The organism is Marinibactrum halimedae (assembly GCF_021234875.1).
Taxonomy (GTDB): domain Bacteria; phylum Pseudomonadota; class Gammaproteobacteria; order Pseudomonadales; family Cellvibrionaceae; genus Marinibactrum; species Marinibactrum halimedae.
Genome location: NZ_JAJQVM010000009.1, coordinates 81,625 through 99,750, shown reverse-complemented (window position 1 = coordinate 99,750; position 18,126 = coordinate 81,625). Strand labels below are relative to the sequence as shown.

Genomic DNA, 18,126 nt, shown 5'->3' with positions numbered 1-18,126 from the left:
TCGTTTTATATTGATGCGGCGGTAAGCAACCGCCGCTGCACCTTTGGAGCCGAATTAATGTTGAAGACTTTATTATCAAGTGTTCTGGCCAGCACCCTTGCTTTATCCAGCACGGTTATTTGCGCTACCCCAACAGAAAACAACGATACCACCCTATCGATTGAACGTATTTTTTCCTCTCCAGACTTATCCGGCAGCAGCCCCAAATTACTCAAGCTTTCACCCGACGGCGAACGCGTCACTTACATTAAAGCCAAACCCACAGACATCAACCGCTACGATTTGTGGGAATACCACATCGAAAGTAAACAACATCAATTGCTGGTGGATGCTGATCAATTGCACAGTGGCGCCGAAAATTTATCCGATGAAGAAAAAGCCCGCCGTGAACGTATGCGTCAATACGGTACCGGCATTATGGATTATCGCTGGTCGAAAGACGGCAGTGCGTTACTCTTTCCGCTGGCCGGTGACGCCTACTATTTAAAACTTGGCGATAAAAAGCCCAAGCAAATTCTGAATACAGAAACCTTTGAAACCGATATTCGTTTCTCCCCCCAAGGCAATTACATCAGCTTTATTCGGGACCAAAATGTCTTTATCAAACACATCGAGTCCGACAAAGAAACTCAAATCAGTCAAGACGGCGGTGGATTAATTAAATACGGCATGGCCGAATTTGTCGCCCAAGAAGAAATGGGCCGTATGACCGGTTATTGGTGGTCGAGCGATGAAAAACACATCGCACTCACTCGCGTGGACGAATCCCCGGTGGAAGTGATTACCCGCAGTGAGATTTACGCCGACTCCATCAAAATGATCGAACAACGCTACCCTCGCGCCGGGACACCCAATGTGGAGATTACATTGGCGGTGGTGAATATTGAAAACCAACAATGGGATTGGGTCGATTTGGGTAAAAATAAAGACATCTATCTTGCCCGAGTCGATTGGATGCCCGACAACCAGCACCTCACCTACCAATGGCAAAACCGTTCGCAAAACCGTTTAGAGTTACGCCGGTACGATATCGCCAGTAAAAAGCAAAAAACCCTAATTAAAGAAAAAAGCAAAACCTGGGTAAACTTAAACGACGACCTCACCTTTCTGGACGACAAACAACATTTCGTGTGGGCATCTGAGCGTGATGGCTTCAAGCATTTGTACCTTTACAACACCAACGGCAAACGCATCAAACAATTAACCAAAGGGGATTGGACAATTGATGCACTAGAGGCCATCAATCAAGAAAAACAACGGATCTACTTTACCGCAAGAAAAGACTCGCCTTTAGAACGCCACCTTTATGCCATTAATCTCACTGATTCTAAAAAGCCTGAGAAAATAGAAACCCTCTCGTCTCGTGTGGGTACGCATAAAGTCTCTTTCAGCAAAGACGCCAGTGTGTACGTGGACAAATACTCCACCATTAATTCACCCTGGCAGGTGAGCCTTCATCAAGCAGATGGCCAGCATCTGACGTGGCTTGAGGAAAACACCATTAATGGCGCTCACCCTTTATCACCTTACCAACCGCAATGGGTTGAACCCACCTTTGGCTCACTCAATACCAAAGATGGCGCAGAGTTATTTTATCGTTTATACACACCGAAAAAATTAACAGGTCAACACCCTGCCATTATTTACGTGTACGGCGGCCCTCATGCACAAGTGGTGAATAATCAATGGGCAGGTGATCGCGGTTTACTGTTCCAATACTGGGCCAACAAAGGCTATGTGGTGTTTAGCATCGACAATCGTGGTTCTAATTATCGTGGTAAAAAATTCGAAGAGCCCATTTACCAAGCCATGGGCAATATTGAAGTCGAAGACCAAATTGAAGGCGCGAAGTTTTTACAAAGCCTTGATTATGTGGATGCCAACAATATTGGTATTTACGGGCACAGCTACGGTGGCTACATGACCTTAATGACCATGTTCAAAGCCGGTGATTATTTCAGTGCCGGGGTTTCTGGTGCACCTGTTACACAATGGGGGCTGTACGATACCCATTATACCGAACGCTACATGGGCAACCCAACAAAAGTACCAGAAGCCTACACTAACTCTTCTGTTTTCCCCTATGCGAAAGACTTAAAGGGTGATTTATTTATCTACCACGGCATGGCTGACGACAACGTGTTATTTCAAAACAGCACCGAATTGTATAAGCACCTTCAAGACTTAAGTATTCCATTCCAGATGATGGATTACCCCGGTAAAAAACACAGCATTCGCGGTAACAATACTCGTATTCATATGTACCATACGATTACGAATTTCTTTGATCGTACTCTTAAATAAGCTCTACACTGTTTATAGGTACTGTTTATAAATCGTGCTTATAGGTAGTAGTACTTACAGATAGTAGTACTTATAGATCACACTGACAGATACCGCTAAATTAGCGGATAAATTATAAGCGTTGATAAAATCGCCATATATTTTCAATACTGTATGGCGATTTTTCGATGACTCAAATACCTTCAACTCAACCAACTTCTTTTTCAAATTAACATCGTCATTATGATTATTCCTCTCTATTGGGCAGAGCACACACAAACCGAAACCGTTCAAGGTAAATCCTACACACTCAAACGCTATGGTTGGTCAAACACCTCACAAGAGGCCGCACAGGATCACGCCAAACAACGAATGGAAGAGGCTTTCTCACAATTAAAAGTCAACGGAAAAATTCACCGCTCCGACCCCAAAGTGGCCTACAACGGGGCTGAAGGTTTACCCATTCGAGAAGAAATTATTGAGCGTATTGACGATGCCATTATCACCCGCAACAGTTACGGCGCGTTGTGTTTAAATACACCGGACATCTTTATCGCGGATATTGATTTTTCCCATACCCCCCCGTTCTGGATTCATTCGGCGGTGACGTTATTACTCATTATTTCAACGGTATCGCTAGGGGTTTTCTTACAAACCAGTTGGGTTTACTTTTTTGGCTTAGTCATTACCTTCGTCATCAGCCCTATGATTTCCACGGCCATTGCGAACGCGACGGTCAATAAACCAAAGAACCTAATTCATAAATCACTCAGCAATTTTAACGCGGCCATCAAGAAAAACCCACAGGCTAATTTCAGAATTTACCGCACCCCAAACGGCCTACGCGCCATCGCCACTCACATTCGTATGAACCCTCGGGACGATAAAACGCTGGCCCTAATGGAACTACTAAAAGCCGACCCGGTTTATCAAAGAATGTGTAAAAACCAAAACTGCTTCCGCGCCCGAATCAGCCCTAAGCCATGGCGAATCGGCATGCAAAGAATTCACCCCAACGGAGTGTGGCCAGTAAATGAAGAGAAGCAGTCTGCTCGAAAAGAGTGGGTGAAAGAATACGAAAGGAAATCTGAGGAATTTTCGTCTTGTCACTTTTTACAGGACATTGGCAGTGGGAAGGTAGGTAGGGATATTCAGTCAGTGATTGATTTTCATGATGAACATTGTCAAGCACGCAAGGTAGAGCAATTTATAGCCTAAAATGCTTAATATTCTCATTAAGCTGCTTTATATTTTAAAGATAAAGCAGCTTAATGCATCACTTTTGTAACCTACCAACCGGGGGTTGAGTCATCATCCGATACACTTCCCCAACCGCCAAAATTTGAGTCTTGTAATTTTTTCATTTTCGCGGCCTTTTCCTCCTCCAATTTTTTAACTACCTCCTCATAGTCCACCAACTCTTCATTTTCATCCCGAATATAATAGCCTGGCTTACGCTCTAAAGTTGAGGGGTCTCGAGTGATTCTTACATAACTGATAAACTCTCGAATACCTTCCAGCACTTTATCTAGAATATCCTTTGGCACATCCTCATTATTATCCCAAAAGCCACTAAAACCTAAATCCATCGTAAATCTCAAAACATGCTGATTTGTTATAGGCGTGACCAAAAAATACATAAAGCTGGCACCTCGATTATAACGATTAAATGATGTCCACTCTCTTCCATTGATTTTGATTTTTTTAAATTGTAATTCAGGCACAAAAACATTTGACATTCTAGATGACTTAGAAAGATCATCCAAGAAACGCTGATAAATCAACTCATCCGTATCCACGTTATGGAGCTCTTCATCATTTAACTTAATAAGTGTTGGTGAAAGATCAAAAACACCAACCCTTGCCGTAGTTTTTTCATCTTCTGGAACATAACAATTCCAAGAAACACTGGGCAACCCTACCATGCCATGACGATAGCCTTTATGATCTCTGCCATAATGGCTTAGAAAAAAATTATCATCATCATAAATATCAATTGCTCTATTGCTGTTAACTTTATAGCCTGGATTCGAATCTGCACGCCCAATATAGCAAAGTAAATTTCCAGACAAATCGACAATATTAAGAGGCATTTTTTTTAAGTCATGCCAATACATATCCTCAGCAGAATAAGAAAAAGGTTCATTCATAGCATCACCACTTTGATCTTTCTTCTATCATATGCGCCAAACTCATAAAAGTTTTCTCTTCCATTAAGCTTTTATCTTTAGTGTACTTTGTTAAATTTTCTTTAACCCCACCATAAAAACCCATTTGACCTTTAAGATATGTTTCATCTTTTTCCGGCAATAAATTTGAACTTTCTAAGTACTTACCAATTGTAGGAATATCCGAAATCTGATAAATATAGCTTTGCGGTTTTGCTTTTATACTATTGACACCTTTATCCACATGCGCACCAACACTATCAATTTTTTTAAATAGCAAACCCACATTAAATTCCGGACTGACTAAATGAAACTTGGTATTTTTAAGCTTTGCTCCCCCATAATTAGGAAGCATATTTAATGCCTTATCCAATACTTCAGCACCTTTACCGATGACAAACCAATGATATATCGGTTCTTTTTCATCTTCATCCACTTGATTTTGAGTACTTACTAAAATTTGTGCTAACTCTTGAGGCCCTTTGGTGAGTCCATTCGACTTCAGTTCTTTATCCAACCACACTCCATCTTGGTCTTCCATATATGTAGGGCAGTAATATATGGAGGCTTCTGCTTTATAAGTTGCCGCAGTTTTTGATTTTTCTAATACTGGTTCAGCAGCCTTCATTGTCTCATGAATACTGAATCGATGATTTTTTCTATCGTACTCAGCACCAATCACACCAAATGGCTGTTCAATTTTTTTTGAAGTACTTTTATTAACTTCCCAACCTTTTCCTCCCATATCTTCAGCATGATATAGGCCTTGGGTATATTTTGCGTCTCTATGAGCTATCCGCTTAATATTAGTAATATACAATCCGGAGCCATGGTTGTTTTCATTTTTTTCCTGAAAAATAACGTAAAAAACTTCAAAATCACCACAAGTATCATTGTGAACATGAGGGGTTGTCAGATTATCACTGGTTCCACTACCAGTGTAGCTAGAAGGAAGCATATTCAATGCTTTTTCCGTCATCAAAATATCGTAATTACCAGCAGAGTGAGAATACTCAACAAACACTTGAAGCAGGTTAGGATTTATATAAACGGTCTTACCTTGAGCACCACGAGTAGTTTTGCCTGAAAGATAAAGGTAATTATTAAAGCTTTCGTTAAAAATGTTGCTAAACATACATCTTCCTTGTAACAAAAAGAGCAAAAAACTTAGTTCTTTATTTCCGTAAGGTATACCAAAAGGTCACACCTACAGGCAAAACCAACTTTATAAGATAGATAAAACAAAAAACATTACTCTTATTAAAATTTATGCGCGTTATCAAAAAAATGTATAAATTGGCGCCAAGTGCTAACTTATCTCTCTAGCACTTCGATAAAATAGGAAGGAAAGGAGTGGTTAACCCCCTAAAAAACAACGGAAGGAGAAAAGACGACCAGAAAAGTCGCCTTTAATCATCAGAAGGCTATTCGTAATCCACAATAATTTGAGAAAAGCTCAGCGCAGCGCTCTCCCCTTCTGTTTGAATACCAGAAATTTTAATTTCACTTACCGCAGACCAACTTACCTCTGACAACGCCGTTACGGGTATTTTTAATTGATGCCATTCATCTTGTGTGACAGACGCTAAATAATCGACCAAATTAACACTCTGTTCGACATTTTTTTCATCATCATTAACACTGGTAACAATTAATTCAATTTTATCAATCGCCACACCTGAGCGCTTTAACTCAAACAGAAGTTGATCTGGCTGAGCGCCGTCTTTTAATAAAGATTGCGGAGTATCGGCAATAAAGCCCACCCAACTGGATTGCGCATTTTCTTGTGCGAACCATTCTACTTGGCGAGCATCTTCTTGAATTATTCGATCAATTGTACGCAAACGAATGCCCTCTAATTCGTGGCTGGCCGATTCTGCTAATAAGGTTTCTTCCCCACTGCCAATATGCAGCGCCCATGGTGCCGTAGCGCGGCCTGCAAACAACACTAAATCTGAGCTGTCTATGCCTCCAATTTGCACACCCTCTTCGCTCAAATTATTTTCATGTAAGGCTTTAGCGAATAAGCCCTGAGGCTCAAGTTGACGCTGGTAATCTAATCCATAACCTAATGCAAAGAGCGTTGCATCACTTTTTTCGCTGCCACCTTGAAAAGAATCGTAAGGGTTAGCCTCAGAAGGCCAACGGTAAGGCAGTGTTCCATGAAAATTAAATTGAATTTCACCCTGTGTATCGCTAAAGAGAACATCGGCCACAGCCCCTCCTTCAGTACCAGGCCACCAAGCAGCAACAAAAGCCTCAGACGCATTTAATTCCGCATTTACCCACATAGGACGACCACTTAAAAATACAGAAACGACCGGTATATTTAATGCTTTTAAATGTTGCAATAACGTCAAATCTGAATGCTCGCCAGCTTGGTACTCTAGCCCTTTCAGATCGCCTTGGCCTTCTGCGTAAGGGCCTTCACCAAACACGACAATGGCCACATCTGGCACGCCATTTTGATGATCACTGAATAATTCTTCGGTGGATGAAGCTGACAATATCTCTTCGCTTTCTACTAAATGGACTTTTCCTCCACCCTGGTGAACGGTATTTTTAATGCCCGAATAAATCGACTCTCCATTAGGAAAATCATTATTAGTATTACCTGTACCCTGCCAAGATAATGTCCAGCCACCGCTTTGCTTACCGATATTATCGGCGCCATCACCCGTTACTAAGATATTTTTTTTCGGGTGCAAGGGTAATAATTGATTATTATTCTTCAATAAAACCAACGACTCCCTTGCGGCTCTGCGTGCCACAGCTCTATGTTCTTTCGCGCCCAATAACGATTGCTCTTTAGAAAACAAACGCTTAGAGGGGGGAGGTGCATCGAAGAGTCCTGCACGGTATTTCACACGTAGAATTCTTCGAACCGCATCGTTAATTCGTTCTTCGGTAATTTCCCCGGTGTGAACTTGGCGAACAGTATTGGCAATAAACGATTTCCACTGCTCAGGCACCATAATAATATCGACACCGGCATTAATGGCCTGCGGACAATTATCGTTAGTACAACCGGGCACCTGCCCATGACCATTCCAATCGCCCACCACGGCACCATCAAACCCTAGGCGCCCTTTTAATACGTCCGTTAATAAATACTGGTGGCCGTGAGCCTTATCCCCCTGCCAACTGTTAAACGAGGCCATAATTGTCTGCACACCCGCTTCCAGCGCACTCAAATAACCGGCCAAATGCACATCAATCAGTTCTTGCTCAGACACCAGTGTATTGCCCTGATCTTTGCCTTTATGGGTGCCGCCATCGCCAATAAAATGTTTTGCAGTGGCAATCACATGCTCCTTGCCAAGCCAGCCTTCATTTAACTCGCCTTGCAAGCCTTCAACCAATGGGCCAGAAAGCCGCTCAACCAATTCTGGAGATTCGGAGTAACCTTCATAAGTTCGCCCCCAACGATTGTCTTGCACTACCGAGACCGCCGGCGCAAAGGACCAATCCACCCCGATAACACGCGTTTCGCGAGCGGTGACCTCACCAATTTCCTTGAGTAGAGACTCATTAGCCGTGGCACCTAGGCCAATATTGTGAGGAAAAATCGTCGCGCCATAGACATTATTCACGCCATGAACCGCATCCGTACCCCACATGATAGGAATGGTATTAAAGCCATCCGAGTCATCCATCGACGCTTGATAAAAACCATCCGCCAAGGCTACCCAGTCTGACGCCTGGGCATTCTTGTTACCTCCAGGAAAAGAACCGCCACCATTCAAAACAGAGCCAATGTGATAGCGCTTTACCTCCTCAGGGGTAATGCTACGCAATTCCGGCTGGGTCATTTGCCCAACTTTTTCCTCTATGGACATGCTCGCCAACAGCGCATCAATTTTTGACTCAATCACTGGATTCAACACCACAGCACTAGACAGCTGCGGCCAGCGATTGATATCCCGAGAGGAATCAACTGATTGCCCAGGCTGGCTATTGCCCAGGGCTTGTGTATTTAGGTCAGACATAGTTTGATTAGCACACCCACTGATGGAAAGAACAACAATTGCGACAGCTGAACTGAGCACACGAGAATATGTAAACACCGATACCCCCCGATTGGTATCTGTAGTTGAGTTAGTCATAGCTTGTTATTATGCCTAGGGCAGTAATAGGTACTCCCTAGAATGCTTCAAATATAATGATGACAATCAGAATGTAAACGATAAAAGAATTCAGTGCATATGTATAAAGAAATACCGGGCTTACATTTTTTTCCTGAATTTCTAAGCGCTTCTGACTGCCAAGCCATGCTTGACGGGGCACTCTGTATCCATAAGCGTTTGAAAAACGCAGTGTCATCCCTCACACAAAGGGTCGATATTCCCCAACCACAATTGGTTCAAAACGACAAAGACGGCCTGAATCAGCAGAAAACCTTTTCACGATATACCCTCCCGGATCACCCAAAAAGCATACAATGCGAAGTCTTTTCCAATTACGGTGGGGAAGGGCATCAATTGGTGTATTGCCGAGGCAATGAGAATCTACCTTGCTTCATTGAAATACAGTTACCTAAAGTGATAGAGCAACTGCAAGCCCTTAATCTGGTTACAGAAAACCTGAGTTCGCCATCATGGCGCTTTACTATGAACTTTTATCATCATCATAAAGGTCAGGTTGCCGGCTTTCCTTTTCATGTGGATATTCCCGCCAATGGTGTTGTTACCATGATTATGAATATTCAACGAGAAGCCACTTTTGAAATCACAAATGGTCAATGTACAGAAGCCATTCACTTACCGGTTGGAGCATTATTGCTACTAAGCGGAGAAAGCCGTTACCAATGGAAGCACCGTGTACTGCCTACACGCAGTACAGAAAATAAAGAGAGCAAAATTGAACGGGTTTCTTTGGTATTGGGAATAAAATAAAAAGCCGAAAATCCTTTAATAAAACTTAGTCTAAAATGCCAGAAGTGAAATCCTGAAATGGAAAAATTATTAATCTTAGTCGATGTCCAAAATGTCTATTACACCACTCGCCAAGTCTTTAAGCGTAATTTTGATTACAACCAATTTTGGGCACAAGCAACTCATAATCGAGAAGTAACCAAAGCGTTCGCCTACGCTATCGACCGTGGCGATCAAAAACAATATGAATTTCAAAACATTCTTCGCGCCATTGGTTTTGACGTAAAATTAAAACCTTTTATTCAACGCTCAGATGGCTCAGCAAAAGGCGATTGGGACGTCGGCATTACGGTGGATGCGTTAGAATATGCTCAGGATGTGGATGTGGTCGTTTTAGTCTCTGGAGATGGGGACTTTGACCTTCTTGTCGATAAAATACGTAGCCGCTATAACAAACCGGTAGAAGTATATGGGGTTAAATCGTTAACCGCGAATTCCCTAATTCAATCAGCCAGCGTGTTTGTGCCAATTGAGGGCGACCTACTATTAAATCGATAGCAATCAGGTTGATATCCGCGCGTCATTGATCACTATTGTATTTGCACACCGCAGACTTTCACTGACTTAAGTGAGATATATCCTACAATACAAAACCGACATTTCTTACAGACAATCCTCCCCTATCCATTAATAATGCTCCTCATCGACAAGGACGTCGAATCTATGGATAGACCCCAATTCGCTGTCACCACTACCGGCTGTAGTGCCAGGGACCAGGCTTTTGTGCCGGTGGCAGCGCCTTAATCAGTTCAATAAAAGTCAAAAATTAATCAAGCTTCGTCGGAAATTTTTTCCCAAATTGAACCAAATCCACTTTCTTCCATCAGGGTATCCATTTCATAGGCAATATCTGCACCCATAGCCGTATTATCAGTACCACTTAAAACCACATCTCCCTCTTCACGATCTTTGGCCATTTCATCTAACATTCTCCATATAAAATAACTGAGGTGCTCTGCCTCACGTTCCAAATTCAGCCCCTTCTGAAGTATCGATATAACCATGTCATCAGACAATTTATTAGCGTAATGCAGAACAAGATCGTTAACATGAGGGTATCTTACAGAAAAAATCATAGAGTATTCTCCGCCGAACGAATAACTGACATTTTATCTGCCACCCATTTTAATTTTAATCAACGTTACAATACAGATACATTAATCCTATCAACATTCCCCGCCTCATCCGTCACCACAATTTCATACTCTCCCGGCGTCCCCACTTCATGCAAAATCGATTTGTTTCCTTCTGCACTGTATCGCCACTGACCATTTATGTACCAATGGTATCGCCCATGCCCTCCAAAAGCTTGAAGCGTTAAACTGAGAGGAGTATTGCTTTTTTTAGGTAATCGATAAGCACCATTGGGCGTTAATCCCGTGATTTTTAGTGTACTTAATGATGCGGATGAAAAATGAGAACACAAAGGATCAGCTTGGGGGATAAGCGTTTCTCTTTTAAACCGCTGTGGCAACCACGGGTCGAGCATTTTGGGCCACAAAGCAATACTGATTAATTCGGAATCTTCTTTACTTTCTTTGCAGCCAGGGCTAACTCGTAGGTTTGTTTTTGGGTTAATCGAAATACGTGCAGGGTTAGACTGCCATGCATCGGAGTCTGCTTGATGCCATGTGGGAGGAATGACTTCGTCAATAACGTGTGTGTGAAAACGTCGATGACAATGCTTAGGAAGTTGCTCTTTCGCCGTCGTGCCGAGTGGCCAACAAATAATGTGATTGGTAATGGAGTTGGGTTTCTTTAAAGGTGTGTTTTTTATCCCCAAAAAATCTGCCACCTTAAATAACAATGGGCCAGCCGTATCTCGTCCAACAAAACCGGGCATAGGCGTTCCGTCTGGCCTGCCCACCCATACACCAAGGGTATACTCTTGTGATGTGCCAATCGCCCAGGCATCACGAAACCCATAACTGGTGCCCGTCTTCCACGCTAAAGGTTGTGTGCTAGCGGTATTGGCAGAAGTGCGTAATACCGAAGGTGATTGCACTTTTTTTAAAGTGTTATAAGTTAACCACGCACTGCCTTCACTCAAAAAATACGACTCGCTTTGTTGCGAATTCGTACGCGCAGTCGTTGTTTGAGGGTCGGTGGTTTGAATATCCGTCGTTTGAATGCCGGTCGTTTGAGCAACGGTCATTTTAGAAACATTAGTCGAAGGATTGTCTGCATAATAACGAAGCGGTTGAACTTTACCCCCGACAGAAAAAGCACGATATGCCATCACCAAGTCTTCTAAAGAGATCCCCACGCCACCCAATATCACAGACAAGTTAGGCTTACCTTTCATTACCGGCGTCATGCCTGCCCCTTGTAAACGCCCAATAAAACGATTTGGACCATAACGTTCGAGCAAATCCACAAAAGGAATATTTAAAGAGCGAATTAATGCCTCACTGGCCGACACCGGCCCCGAAAATTGTCGACTGAAATTTTCAGGCCGATAAGCACTAAACGTACGCGGCACATCGGCCAATAAAGAGTTTTCATGAATTAGCCCTTCATCTAACGATAGCGCAAATAAAAAAGGCTTTAACGTTGAACCCGGCGAACGTATCGCCGTTACCATATCCACATGAGCAAAGCGCTTAGGGTTTGAAAAATCCGCAGAGCCCAAATACGCTTTTACAGCGGCAGAGGTATTCTCCACCACCAAAATCGCAATAGAGGTTTTATCAGGAAAACGATGCACGTACTGTTGTACATAATCTTCCAGCGCTCTTTGTAAATCGCCATCTATCGTGGTTTTGATCGCGCCCCGATGGCGATTGCCGGTAGCGTTATCTTTATCATTAGAAAAAACGTCTTTGACTAATCGTCGTGATAAAAGCGGAGCAATTACCTCTTGGTGAGACCGAAAACCAAATACCGATTCTTGCATCGCATCGGCAACCACATCACTCGACCATTGATTCAGCGAGGCCATTCGATTGAGTACTTTATTTCTCGCTTCTTCTGCCGCACTGGGGTGCAAATCGGGTCGAAAACGCGTCGGTGCCTGCGGTAACACCGCCAACAACGCGGCTTCGGCATGGCTTACATCACTCACGGGTTTATTTAAATACAAATAACTGGCCGCCTGTACGCCCTCAATCGTGCCGCCATACGGTGCAATATTGAGATACATCTCCAATATCGATTTTTTACTGAAATGCCACTCTAATTGCAGTGCTCTGAACAATTGCTGAAGCTTGCCACCGTAGGAGCGATCATGCGGGTGAAGTAATCTTGCCACCTGCATGGTCAAGGTCGACCCGCCAGAAACAATTCGATCGTTGGTGGCATTTTGAAAAAAAGCACGGAGCAGGGCCGCCGGGTTCACGCCGGGGTGATACCAAAACCAACGGTCTTCGTAGGTTAACAACGCCTCTAAATAATAGGGCGATACATCATTGAGGGTAACAGGGTAGCGCCACACACCATTATCGTCGGCAAACGCCCTGAGGGGGCGCCCTTTTTCATCCACGACGATGCGCGCAAAAAGCGCATTCTCTTTGGGTATCGATAATGGAAAAAAGAAATCCAGTAAAAGCAGCAGTAACCCGGTTATTACTAACGAGGCTACGACTGCGTTTACCCATTTAAAAGGCATGAGAAAACGCCTTTTATTCACAAACCCACGCCTTGTTCATCTCCATAATGATTATAAATTAGGTTGGGTAACGGAAATACGATCCACGGTTTCACCCACAGCTCTTCTTTCGGGACGGTACATATCTTCCACGGTTGGAGCTGGCACTTGATAATCTCCGGGTGTTACAGCACGAAGCACATAGAAAATATGAGTACGGTTGTACGTGTTAATATCCATTGCGGCTACAAAACGATCATCTCGAAACTCTTGATGTTTCACCTTTGACCTGCGCTGCAACTGCTCAATGCTTTTCCCATCAATGGTAAAACTCTCTAATTGAATTGCATGTTCTAGGTTTTGATTTTCAATCTCAAATCCTGCGGGAATAAAATCCACCACGAGAGCATCGGGTGTTCTACTGTTTGCAGATAGCTCTAAATGCACGATAAATAAATCCCCCACTTCAACATTATCGGGGCTCACCAACTCCCCTTTTTGGTTATACCATTGACGATGTATCGACAACCCCGATTCAAACGGTTCCGGCTTGTTTTTTGGATATCCCATAAGATGGACATTTGAGAATAGTATCTCGTCATTGGTAGACGTAAACGAAAAACCATTATTAATAGAATGGTCATCCAGTACTTGTTGATACATTCCTTGCTGCGAAAGGGTTTGTGATAATTGATTGAGGATGACCTCACCCGTCCAACGCCCTTCACCGGCTTTTGATAATTCTATGCCCGCTAAAAATAAAGCATTACGTTCTTGTGTGCTCAGCCAACGTCGATCGTGTATTTCCTTGGCAAGGGATAGGCTTAATTCCATGGCCTCTTGGGTGAAATAGTGATTCGAAAGAAGGAGATGAATGGCTAATGCTTTATCCCGTATTGGACTACCGTAATCCCCTAAATACTTCGTGCGCTCCGGGAAAGTTTGCAGGGAGGCTTCAAGAGCCGCTCGACCGCGTTTTTTATCTCCCATGTTCATTAAAGCAATGCCTAAATGCACTTTGGGTAGCCCCGATTGCGCCCGCTTAAATTGACGATCGTATAAATTTCGTAAAGTGCCCAAAGGCGCTTGATTCACTTTTGACAACACATAGGCACTGTAAGCTTTGTAAGCAAACGAATAATGATTTTGGTCTTCACTCCAACGCTCACCCACAAAACGCCCAGATCTATTCACGTAACGCTTTAAACGTTTTAGAGCGTTATCCAATAACGATGGCGGCACTTCCGCACCCGCATCACGAGCCAATAATAAAAAATCGGTAACAAAAGCAGTTAGCCAATGTTCTTCTGGCGAACGATTATTCCATAAGCCAAATCCACCATTGCCCAGCTGCATGGTTGCCACACGATCAACCCCTTCTTGCAAACGTTTAAATCGCTCTTGTTGAGTTATTGCCGGCAAGCCAAATCGCTCTTGGTTTTCTTTTGTTGCGTAAACAAAGGGGAAAGCACGGCTGCTGGTTTGCTCTAAACATCCGTAAGGGTAGCGCAATAAATTCTCGAATTGATTTCGTAATCCGAGATCCACACTGGGAGACAATACGACGGTGGCATCAACGGAACCAGACAAATAAGGCAATAGGTCTTTTTCTCCTAATTGAATTGAATCGCCTTTTTTTAACGTCGTAGATCGATACTCATTGACCGCACTGTAAGCTGGGCGCATGCCTAATTTCCATTCTCGATGCAGCGGCTTCATTGGCTCTGATTGATCAGTTTCATTTTCAGACTCAATGGATAACTGCACAATTCCTTGACCAGAAAAGTCCGTTGCTTTTACCGGAAAATGCAAGGTCGTTTTTTTCTGATCGTCCAGTACGACTTTTTTCATTGTTGTTTTTTCAGCATCGTCATTTCGTAACGACATCGCCCCCGACACCGATAATGACACATCAAGATGTTGTCTCTCGCCACTGAGGTTATGAATATCCAACGCCAGGCTAGATAAATCTCCCATGGCTAAAAAGCGCGGCATAGACAATTGCGTGACCAATGGCGCAGCAACGGTAATGTCTTTTTCTTGATGACCAAATTGATTGTCTGAAAAAGCCAACGCCATCAAGCGTAAGCGACCATTAAAATCGGGCAGTTCTACGGGAATCGAGGTTTTGCCATTATTCATTTTGACAACGCCACTGAATAACGACACAATTTGGACATCCGATTGTGGCGCTTGCCCACCCCGCGCCATGTCCGCATCACCACCAAACCGAATACTGGCTTTGTCTGCCTGGCTCAGCTCAATCACTTTGCCATAGAGGTCTTTACTTTCTATTCCGTACTGACGTTTTCCAAAAAAAGCTTCCTCTGGGTTTGGTGTCTTAAAATTACTGATATTAAGCACACCCACATCCACCGCCGCGAGCGTGACAAAAAGCGTTTCTTCCGTTGGGATTTTTACACCAGATAAGGCCTCATCAATCGTGATATCCACCATTAACGTTTCTTGCGGCAAAGTCTCATCCGGCGCATCAATCACCACGCTTAAGGATCGATCTTGTCGGTCTAACGGTAAGTGTGCCAATCCAAAACTGCGTTTAGGCGTGATGGTTTTTTTATTATTACCCGGTCGTAAAACCGTTGCAGTCACATAAGTATTGTGCTGATTCCATTCTTCACTGACAGGAATTTCAATGGTGATACCCTCATCGGGTATGGAAAGCCGCTTCATCCAAAGAGGCTCATCCGCTTCAACCATAATAATGGCTTCACCCGCTTCAGGTGGGGTTATTTTTACCTGAGCAACCTCTCCTGGCTGATAAGCCCCTTTATCTAATACCACTGCGACTTTATCTGGGCGAACCACACCTTGATTATTTTGCGCCGCTTTCCAATTTGCATACCAATTGTAACCTGCATAAAAACGGACATTGGAAATTAACCCCGTTTCAGGGTTACGGACCTCCATTCGATAACGGCCATAACTGACAGGAAATTCAACGTGCGTAGATTTGCCTTCCGCAATGGATACCGTTTGCGTGATTTCAGTAAATTCTTTATCCGTCCACTCGTAATGCCAACCACGATTATCGTCAAAGACCCAAAAATATTGTCGGTCTTCACGAATGAGTTTTACATCTAATCCCGAGGCCGCTTTTAACTCCCCCTGCGCGGTTGCATTAACAATATCAAAGCCCACCCGTGAATTCGCTTCTGGGTTGTCATCGCTAAAATCAGGCCGGATACCAATGACGGTTTCTGCGGGCCACATTAATGATGAATACGCTCGTGTCACAGGCCGCCCACCCGATTCGTAAACACTGCTAACCAACTGAATGCGCAACGGGGATTGGCTATGACGCCAATGACTGGCTTTCGCAACAATATCCGCATTGCCATCGGCACTTAACGTGATATCGTCAAGTCCAAATTGTTGCGTTGTATTTTTCTCTGTAGCATCGCCAAATTGATAGTGTTGCAAAGATTCAATCGGCAAGCGCCAAGGAGATACATTAACCAAGGTACTTAATCGATTACCCGCCGCCGGTGCGCCATACAAGTATTCCCCAAGAATCGGAATCGTTAATGATGCTTGTCGTTGAATAATTTCAGGTTTTTCGTTGCCCTCATTAAACGTGAGTTTCATACGCTCAGGTAAAAATTCTTCCACCTTAAATGGAAAAACAACCGGCTTGTCGAATGCCCCTTCGACGACCAATTCCCAATTGCCCACTGGCGCAGACACAGGAATATTCCATGCATAGTGGTAATACCCCAATGCCTGCCCATGCCACTTGAAGGTTTTCATCACCGAGCCATCTGGTTTTTTGATTTTCGCGGTCATGATGGCAGGGGCGGTTTTCTTTCCATCAAAATCTCTGAGCAGGCCATTAAAATCGATCATTTCACCCGGTCGATAGAGATCACGAGGCGCATAAATATAAAATTCTACGGGCAATTGCGGGCGCTTTCCGATATCAAATTCAGACAAATCCAAGGCGGGCTGTCGAAAGGGAATATGAGAAAAATGCTGGCCTGATGGCGTATCCGTCTGAGCAATAATGTGCTGAACATTTTGAGGGATGGGCTGAAAAGTGACGATGCCTTCAGGCGTACTGGTTCGTTCACCCACCACCGCAGAGTGATCATCCAATAATAATACCGACACACCACTCAGTGCTTTACCGGTTTTAAGAGAAGAGACATGCACATCCAAACGCTGTTGATATTCTCGTGCATGTAAGCCGATATCGGTAACCGAAAACCAAGTGATTTTCGGTTGTGTGTATTCCCCCGCAGGCAACATCACCGCTAGGTATACGCCCGGCGCGTTTAATTGCGTAATATTTTCAACATCCAATGTCCGTTTTGTGCGGGTATTTTTAGGAGTGTTTAATTCAAAACGACCACTGTAGGCCAATTCACCAAAGTGGGTCATGTCCTGAATACGCCAATAATAGAAGCGGTCGAACTCCCTTAAGAATGAGTGCAATTGCTGATCATCAATGCGAAAAAAATCCACATTCACCGCATCGATATTCACAGCCGTCACCGGAATACCATTACCAAGACCGGCTGTTAAAAAATGCCCTTTCGAATCAAAACTGACCGAAGGTTTTAAATCTCGAGTGGTGAGACTCACCGTTTTCGTCAAGGCGAGCTGACGGTCGGTGGCCGCCGTTAAGCCTTGATAGATCGTAATGTCATAGGCAGTGTTTGGCTCTGTATGGGTAAACCACAATACCTTTCCAGAGGGTGACAACACCCATGCGCCATCGGCCTTCCCACTCATCTTACCGCTGTCTTTCTGGCTCACATCAAGGTATTGCTGGTGATTTTTGGCAGGGTCTAAGGGAACCGACAAGGTAACCGCTATCGCGTTTTGCCCTTGCCACTCCCGTTCCGAAACGTCCAATACCGTTAACGGTTGTTCTTTGTACTCCTCAAGCACCTGTGCACGATCAAATACGGCCTCTTCAATAGAACTATTTTGAGAACCATCGTTTTGAGAACCATCGCCTTGAGCTTGTGATGCCTTAGTATGGGTATCATCAGGTGCCTCTTGCGAACACCCAAAGAGCAGAACAAACACACAACAAAGTAAGGTGTTAATCAAACAACGAGACATATTTTTCCTCTCTTGGGTTCCGTGAGCAGACAAAGATAATAAAATAGAAAATGACGAATTAAGGTTT

General features: G+C 43.7%; 10 protein-coding genes. 4 read left to right on the top strand and 6 right to left on the bottom strand.

Going from position 1 to position 18,126, the window contains the following annotated elements; translation table 11 throughout:
- Window positions 1-57 precede the first annotated feature (57 nt).
- Together LU351_RS07215 and LU351_RS07210 are read left to right on the top strand one after the other, a co-directional pair.
- A complete protein-coding gene (locus LU351_RS07215; protein WP_232593389.1) occupies window positions 58-2,304 on the top strand; it encodes a S9 family peptidase in 2,247 nt (748 codons plus the stop codon).
- Window positions 2,305-2,526: 222 nt separating this feature from the next.
- The gene (locus LU351_RS07210) at window positions 2,527-3,501 is read left to right on the top strand and encodes a hypothetical protein (protein WP_232593388.1); all 975 of its coding nucleotides are present in this window, start codon (window positions 2,527-2,529) and stop codon (window positions 3,499-3,501) included.
- Window positions 3,502-3,572: 71 nt separating this feature from the next.
- Here LU351_RS07210 and LU351_RS07205 read toward each other — a convergent pair whose 3' ends face one another.
- From LU351_RS07205 to LU351_RS07195, 3 genes are all read right to left on the bottom strand, one after another.
- Window positions 3,573-4,433 (bottom strand): hypothetical protein, encoded by an 861-nt coding sequence (locus LU351_RS07205; RefSeq protein ID WP_232593387.1) that lies wholly within the window; start codon window positions 4,431-4,433, stop codon window positions 3,573-3,575.
- A 4-nt stretch (window positions 4,434-4,437) separates the two neighbouring features.
- Window positions 4,438-5,586, bottom strand: a complete 1,149-nt coding sequence (locus tag LU351_RS07200) for a hypothetical protein (RefSeq protein WP_232593386.1) — start codon at window positions 5,584-5,586, stop codon at window positions 4,438-4,440.
- Between the two features lie 289 nt (window positions 5,587-5,875).
- Complete coding sequence (locus tag LU351_RS07195) at window positions 5,876-8,557, bottom strand: glycoside hydrolase family 3 protein (protein WP_232593385.1); 2,682 nt, start codon at window positions 8,555-8,557, stop codon at window positions 5,876-5,878.
- 99 nt (window positions 8,558-8,656) lie between these two features.
- On the opposite strand from LU351_RS07195, the gene LU351_RS07190 reads away from it, so the two are divergent.
- Both LU351_RS07190 and LU351_RS07185 read left to right on the top strand, forming a co-directional pair.
- Window positions 8,657-9,346: a hypothetical protein gene (locus LU351_RS07190; protein WP_232593384.1), complete on the top strand. Its 690-nt coding sequence runs from the start codon at window positions 8,657-8,659 to the stop codon at window positions 9,344-9,346.
- A 57-nt stretch (window positions 9,347-9,403) separates the two neighbouring features.
- On the top strand, window positions 9,404-9,883 hold the full coding sequence (locus tag LU351_RS07185) for a LabA-like NYN domain-containing protein (RefSeq protein WP_232593383.1): 480 nt from the start codon (window positions 9,404-9,406) through the stop codon (window positions 9,881-9,883).
- Between the two features lie 272 nt (window positions 9,884-10,155).
- Here the strand turns inward: LU351_RS07185 and LU351_RS07180 are convergent, their stop codons facing one another.
- The 3 genes from LU351_RS07180 to LU351_RS07170 form a co-directional block, all read right to left on the bottom strand.
- Window positions 10,156-10,461 carry a hypothetical protein gene (locus LU351_RS07180; RefSeq protein ID WP_232593382.1) on the bottom strand — a complete coding sequence of 102 codons (306 nt, stop codon included), beginning with the start codon at window positions 10,459-10,461 and terminating at the stop codon, window positions 10,156-10,158.
- A 65-nt stretch (window positions 10,462-10,526) separates the two neighbouring features.
- Entirely contained in the window at window positions 10,527-12,992 is a 2,466-nt protein-coding gene (pbpC, locus tag LU351_RS07175; RefSeq protein WP_232593381.1) for a penicillin-binding protein 1C, read from the bottom strand.
- 51 nt (window positions 12,993-13,043) lie between these two features.
- Window positions 13,044-18,059 carry an alpha-2-macroglobulin family protein gene (locus tag LU351_RS07170; protein ID WP_232593380.1) on the bottom strand — a complete coding sequence of 1,672 codons (5,016 nt, stop codon included), beginning with the start codon at window positions 18,057-18,059 and terminating at the stop codon, window positions 13,044-13,046.
- Window positions 18,060-18,126 lie beyond the last annotated feature (67 nt).